The 6,574-nt window shown below is 73.4% G+C and carries 6 protein-coding genes; all 6 read left to right on the forward strand.

Features of this window, described 5'->3' with window-relative positions:
* Nucleotides 1-368, forward strand: a 368-nt coding sequence (locus tag AC1DVT_RS16830; protein WP_477390153.1) for a hypothetical protein, incomplete at its 5' end; no start/stop codon positions are given.
* Nucleotides 365-3,109, forward strand: a complete 2,745-nt coding sequence (locus tag AC1DVT_RS16835; RefSeq protein WP_477390155.1) for a hypothetical protein — start codon at nt 365-367, stop codon at nt 3,107-3,109. The genes AC1DVT_RS16830 and AC1DVT_RS16835, both read left to right, overlap by 4 nt.
* Before the next feature lie 4 nt (nt 3,110-3,113).
* A complete protein-coding gene (locus tag AC1DVT_RS16840; protein ID WP_477390157.1) occupies nt 3,114-4,142 on the forward strand; it encodes an ABC transporter ATP-binding protein in 1,029 nt (342 codons plus the stop codon).
* Nucleotides 4,139-4,879 carry an ABC transporter ATP-binding protein gene (locus tag AC1DVT_RS16845; protein WP_477390159.1) on the forward strand — a complete coding sequence of 247 codons (741 nt, stop codon included), beginning with the start codon at nt 4,139-4,141 and terminating at the stop codon, nt 4,877-4,879. The genes AC1DVT_RS16840 and AC1DVT_RS16845 overlap by 4 nt, the downstream gene beginning before the upstream one ends.
* Nucleotides 4,880-4,987: 108 nt before the next feature.
* Complete coding sequence (locus tag AC1DVT_RS16850; protein WP_477390161.1) at nt 4,988-5,764, forward strand: FHA domain-containing protein; 777 nt, start codon at nt 4,988-4,990, stop codon at nt 5,762-5,764.
* Nucleotides 5,761-6,574, forward strand: an 814-nt coding sequence (locus AC1DVT_RS16855; RefSeq protein ID WP_477390163.1) for a DUF6177 family protein, incomplete at its 3' end; no start/stop codon positions are given. The genes AC1DVT_RS16850 and AC1DVT_RS16855, both read left to right, overlap by 4 nt.

A 6,574-nucleotide genomic window follows, 5' to 3' on the forward strand; every position in this document is an offset into this window, starting at 1 on the left:
CACTGGTCGCGGGGGCCCTGGGACTCGCGCGGGCGCGGGCGGGCGACGTCTTCGTCCTGGGCGCGCTGGGTGTCACCGCGAAGCGCCAGGCTCGCTGGCGCGCCGCGGAGCACGCCCTGGTCGCCACCGGAGCCGTCGTCGCGGGGGCGGTGCTCGGCATCCCGCTCGCCCTCATAGCGGTGCCCGCGCTCACCCGCGCCGCCGTACCGGGCGTGCCCGCCGTGCTCGCGGATGCCCTCGAGTTCGAACCCGTCCCGTTCGCGATCGTCGTCGTCATGATCGCCGTGGCGACCGTCGCCGCAGTCGTGAGCGTCGCGGCAGTGATCCGCCGGCAGGCGCTGGCCGGGCGACTTGCGGAGGCGGGATGAGCGCCCGGGTGCGGTCGTCAGCGCTGACGGCGCGCATGCTGCGCCGCCGGCCGGGCGCGGCGCTCCTGGTCGCGGGGCTCGCGATCATCCTGTCCGGTGCCGCCGTCGCGGTGCCGGCAGCACTGCGCACCCTGAGCGACCGCGTTGCGCAGGAGGCGGTAGACCAGCTCGCACCGGGCTCGCGCGATCTGCAGTCGAGCGCCGTGGGGCTGCCCCAGGTCGCTCCGGCCGAGGACGACGCGACCGGACTGCCTCCCGCCGTGGCCGAGCAGTGGGGCGTGTTCGACGGCGGCCTCGAGTCAGCGCGGGCGGCGCAGGAGCCGCCGCTCGCGCCGCTTCTCGGACCGGCTGAGTACGTCGTGCGCACCCCGGAGTACGGCCTCGTGGGCCGCCGCACGCAGTCGGCGACCTATCTCCTCGACCCGCGCATCGTCGATCACGCCGTCCTGAGCGCCGGTGCGTGGCCGGCGCCCCCGGAGTGGTCGATCGACGAGACGGGACGACTGCTCGTGTCGCCCATCGAGATCGCGCTGTCGACCGACACGGCGAAAGAATTCGCGTGGTCGATCGGCGAGGAGCGCGAGATCCTCACGGTCGTGCCGGAGATTCGGCTCACGCTGCGGCTCTCAGGCACGTTCGATGCCGCGCCGGGCTCGGACGACTACTGGTACCACGTCCCCTCCGCGCTCACCCCGCACATCCGCTACATCGACCTCGAGCAGTACACGACGGGCGCTGCGGTGCTCGCGCCGGAGGCGCTCGAGCTCGTGAAGCTGTTCGGGCGCGGCACGACGCAGGCCTGGTACCCGCTCGATCCGGCCGAGCTGTCGGCGTCGGATGCCGAGACAGTCGTGGCGCAGCTCCGCGCGTTCACCGCGAACCCCGTTCGTGTCGCGAACGAGGACGCTCCACCCGGCTCTATCGAGATCATGACCTTCTCGACGTCGACGATCGACACCCTCGAGGCGGCACTCGCGACGCAATCGGCGATGTCGGCGGTGTTCGCGATCACCGCCTCCGGCCCGGTGGGTGCGGCCATCGCCCTGATCATCGCCGCGTGCCGGGTGATCGCCCGCAGCCGTCGAGCGGAGCTCGCTCTGCTGTCCGCACGCGGCGCCTCGCCCGGTCGCCTGCGCGCACTGCAGGCCTGGCACGGCGTCTGGTACGGCAGCGTGCCGGCGCTGGGCACAGCGGCCATCGGCGTCGCCCTGGTCGTCGGGCTCGGGCTGCCGGTGCCGCCGCTCTCGATCGCCGCACCGTTCGCCGTCGCCGCGCTCGCCCCCGCGATCCTGGCCCTGCTCACCCCGCCGGGTCCTCGACTGCGCGAAGAGCTGTCCCACGAGCCGACCCCGGCCGCACGCCGATGGCGGCTCGCCGTCGAGGGCGTCGTCGTCGCCCTCACGGTTCTCGCGATCGGCGCCCTCGTGAGCGGCGCGCTCCGGGGCGAGCGGGTCGGCACGGCCGGGGCGGCCACGTCAGGGGTCGTCCTCGCCGTGCCGCTGCTCGCGGCGCTCGTCGGCGGCATGACGGCGCTCCGCCTCTATCCGCTCCCCCTGCGCGCGATCCTGCGCCGTCGGCGCGCCGCCGCGGGTCTCACCGGATTCCTCGGCGCCGCGCGAGCCCTGCGCGAGCGGTCGGCGAGCGTCGCGCCCGTCCTCGCGCTCGTGATCGGCATCTCGTCCGCCGTGACCTCGGCCGTGCTGCTCGGATCGATCGCCCACCAGATCGATGCGTCGGCGCGGGCATCCGTCGGCGCCGACATGCAGGTCGCGCGGGCCGACCTCGGCCCCGACACACTCGCCGAAATGGCTCAGCTGCCGGGCGTCGCCGGGGTCGCCGGCATCGGATCGCTCACGCGCATCACGATCGAGACGGATGCCGGTCACGTGCTCGTGACGCTCCTGACCGTCGACCCGCAGACGCTCGGCGCCGTTCAGGATGCCGGCTATCCGCTCGTGTCCGCGGGAGCCGACCTCACCGCGCCCGGCAGCGCGGTGCCGTTCGTCGCGGCGGCCGCCGTCGCCGATCAGCTGGGAGAGGCGACGGATGCCGCGATCGGCGGCGCGCCCGCGACCATGGTCGGGGTGTCCGCAGCTCGGGCGCCCGAGGGGATCACGGGCGACTTCGCCGTGATCGACGCGGCCCGCGCCCCGGACATCACCGACACTGCCCCGTCCGCGCAGAACGCGCTCATCGACCTCGAGACGGGAGCGGATGCCGCGCAGGTGCAGGCCGCCGTGCGCGACATCGTCGGACCGGACGCCACGATCCTCACCGCGGACGCCGTGCGCGAGAAACTCCAGCGCGGCACGGGGACAGCCGCGATCACGACGGCGTTCCTCATCGCGACCGCCGCGACCGCCCTGTTCGCCGCCATCGCGGTGGTGCTCTCGCTCGTGCTGAGCGCGGCCTCGCGGGAGCGCACGATGGCCCTCCTGCGCGCGATCGGCACCCCGGCCGGGGTGGGTCGTGGCCTCGCCTGGTGGGATCTGTGGCCCTCGCTCGCGGCGGCACTCCTCTTCGGCCTCGTGGTCGGACTGAGCGTGCCCGCTCTCCTCCTCGCAACCGTCGACTTCGGGGTCTTCGCCGGAGCCACCCCGAGCTATCACCTCGACCCACTGCTGCTCGTTGCCGCCCTCGCCGGATTCGTCGCGATGGCCGGCTGCGCGGCCGCGGTGGCCGTCGGCGTCGCCCGCCGAGTACGCGCAAGCGCCGTACTGCGCGACAGTCAGGAAGGATGACACCATGTCGGTCGTCACCGAGACACACCCCGCCCGGCTGGGCGCGGCATCCGAGCCCGCGATCCTCTGCGCCGACCTCGTGCGCATCTACACCGCGAAGGGCATCGAGGTGCAGGCGCTGCAGGGCCTCAACCTCCGCGTCGACGACGGCGAGATCGTGGCGCTCGTCGGGGCGTCGGGATCGGGCAAGTCGACGCTCCTCTCGATCCTGTCGAGCATCGACGTGCCCACCGCCGGCACCGTGCGGGTCGCTGGCCGAGACCTGCTCACGATGACCGAGCAGGGCAGGGTCGACTTCCGTCGACGGGTCGTGGGGTTCGTCTGGCAGCAGACTTCGCGCAACCTGCTGCCGTACCTGACCTCGGCCGAGAACGTCGCGGCCGCACTCTCGGTCGCGGGCGTGGTGCGCGGACGCGCGGCGCGGCGCTCCCGCATCGCCGAGGTGCTCGAGCTTCTCGGCGTCTCCCATGCCGCGGATCGGCGCCCCGCCGAGCTGTCCGGCGGCGAGCAGCAGCGCGTCGCGATCGCGATCGCCCTCGCGAACCGACCGCAGGTGCTGCTCGCCGACGAGCCGACGGGTGAGCTCGACGACGAGTCCACCGCCGACGTGCTCGAGGCGATGCGTGCGGTCAACCGCGAGCTCGGCGTCACGACGCTCATCGTGACCCACGACCCGAGTGTCTCGGAGCACGTCGGACGCACCGTCCAGATCCGCGACGGGCGCACCGCCACCGAAGTCGTGCGCTCGACCCACGTGGACGAGACCGGCGCAGAGCATCACGTCGCCGAGGAGTACGCAGTGCTCGACCGGGTCGGGCGGCTGCAGCTGCCTGACGACTTCGTGCGTGCGCTCGACCTGCGCGACCGAGTGCGGCTCGCCCTCGAGCCCGACCACGTCGGGGTCTGGCCAGGCCGCGGTGCGGCGGCGGAGAGTGCCGCGAAGCCGGAGGGTGCGGCATCCGTCGATCCGGTCGCCGCAGGACACGAAGCGTCCGACGCAGCGCCCACGACCGACGAAGGTGCCGCGTCGTGAGCGTCGTGCTGCGAGCCGAGCACCTCACCCGGACCTTCGCGACCAAGGGCGGCGATGTGCACGCGTGCGTCGATGTCGACCTCGAGCTGCGGGCCGGTGAGCTCGTCGTCGTGCGCGGCGCTTCCGGCGCCGGCAAGACGACCCTCCTCAACCTGCTGGGAACGCTCGACGAGCCGACGAGCGGCCGCGTGTTCGTGGCGGACGTCGACACCGCCACCCTCGACGACGAGCAGCTCGCAGCGCTGCGGCGGGAGCGCTTCGGGTTCGTGTTCCAGTCGTTCGGACTGCTCGGCGTGCTCACGGCCGCCGAGAATGTCGAGGTGCCGCTGCGGATCGCCGCCCTCGATCCGGCCGAGCGGGATTCCAGAGTCGCCGAGGCGCTGCGCGACGTCGGGCTCGAGGCGCAGGCCCCCCAGCGTCCTGCAGAGCTCTCCGGCGGCCAGCAGCAGCGCGTCGGGATCGCTCGCGCGATCGTCGCCCGGCCGCAGATCCTCATCGCCGACGAGCCGACGGGTCAGCTCGACTCGCGCACGGCGGCGGCCATCATGTCGCTCCTCGTCGACCTCGCCCACACCCGCGGCATCGCCGTGATCGTCGCGACGCACGACCCGCAGCTCGTCGCGCAGGCGGACCGCCTCATCGAGCTGCACGATGGCCGGATCCTGAATTCCCATCCCGCGGCGGCGCCGCGCACGCGTGCCGAGGCCCGAGCCGCCGCCCAGCAGCATTCGGACTGACCGGTGGATACGCCCGAAGGCTGAGGGGAGGCCACTGCCGGCTGCCTGACCGACTCATCCGGGCGTCCGTCTAGACTCGGGGGGTTCCCGTGAGGGGGACCTGAAACGATGACGACACCGGACCAGACACGACCCGCCGACGTCGATCCGCTTGTGCTCACGGCTCCTGCCCACGCCGGACAGCGGGTGGCGGCGTTCGCTGTCGATGTCGGCGTTCCCCTGCTCCTCGCGGTCGCCGCGGGCTTCCTCTTCGTGGGAGGCAACTCGGGGCTCGGCGTCGTGGTGGTGCTCGTCGCCGTCGCATGGATCGGCGTCGCCGTCGGGCTCGTCGCCCGCACCGGGCGCTCGCTCGGCCGCATCGCCGCCAGCACGCGCACGGTTCGCCGGTCGACGGGCGCCGCAGCCGGAGCCTCCCTGCTCCCCGCGTTCTTCAGCGGCGGACTCGGGACGTTCGACGTCCACCGGGGCCGCGATCCGTTTGCGCCCGCCCTCGCGGCGTTCGAGTTCCCGGTCGCCGAGCCCGCGCCGCTCATCTCGGCACTTCCCGGCCTGACACGATCCGCACCCGTCGTCGTGCTCGACTCGGGTCAGACCTTCTCCCTCGATTCGCCCCTCGTCCTTGGTCGGAACCCCGCCGCGCCGGTGGATGCCCCCGCTCAGCTGCATCGCTGGGTCGACCTCTCCCGCACGCTCTCGAAGTCGCACGCACGTCTCGAATGGGACGGCCGACTCGCGTGGGTCACCGATCTCGGCTCCACGAACGGCACGATCCTGCAGGCGGCGGGCGTGCCGCATCCTCTTCTCCCCTTCCAGCGCACCCCCTTGCCCGCGGAGGCGACGCTCGAGCTGGGCGATCGCGTCATCATCGTGAAGGCACCCGCGTGAGCGCCCCGATCGTCACGCATCCGCTGCTGGACGGCCGAGGCGAAGGCTGGGCCGCGACCGAGACCCGCGCCGATGTCGTCGCGCTCACGGTCGGCATGAGTGACTTCCTGCACCGGGTGTCGACCGCGGGCGAGCGGCCGATCGTCGTGTCGGGTGAGTTCTCGCGGATGACGCAGCCCCTCGCCGAGGCCCTCTCGTCCGTGCAGGGCCACTGGGTCATCCGCACGGCAGACGGTGGCTGCTACGACGCCCGCACCGGCGCGCCGCTCGACGAGCCTGCCGCGGCGCTCGCGCTGCCGCCGCATCCGACGCGCAACGGCGTGCACGCCGCCTTCACTCGCGCGGCAGTGACGACGCGCCTGCAGGTCGTGGCGACCGTGTCCACACGGCACCGAGTGAGCCGGCCCGTGCGCCTCGGCGGTGTGCTCGAAGCCGCCTCCGAGCGGTTCGCCGATCGCGTGCCGGATGCCTGGGGCCCGACCGAGCCGCTCGTCGCCCCGTGGGACCGCGACGACCTCACCGAGCGCACGCGCCGCCGCATGCCGCTCGACAGCCGCTGGGCCGCTGTCACTGCGGGCACTGTCACTTCAGGCACTGTCACGTCGGACGACCATCCCGTCATCGCAACGCTGCACCACGCCCGCACGGCGGAGGGCATCGAGGAGACGACGCGGGTGTGGGCCGATGTCGCGGGACCAGGTGACGACCGGGCGGACGGCATCGGGCTCGCCGCACGCGAGTTCCTCGCGCGGGCCGCGGGGATCGGGATGCCGCTGCTCGGCGTCGCATTCGCCGCGCTCGGCTCGCCCG

Source organism: Microbacterium sp. P2_F9, assembly GCF_056403635.1.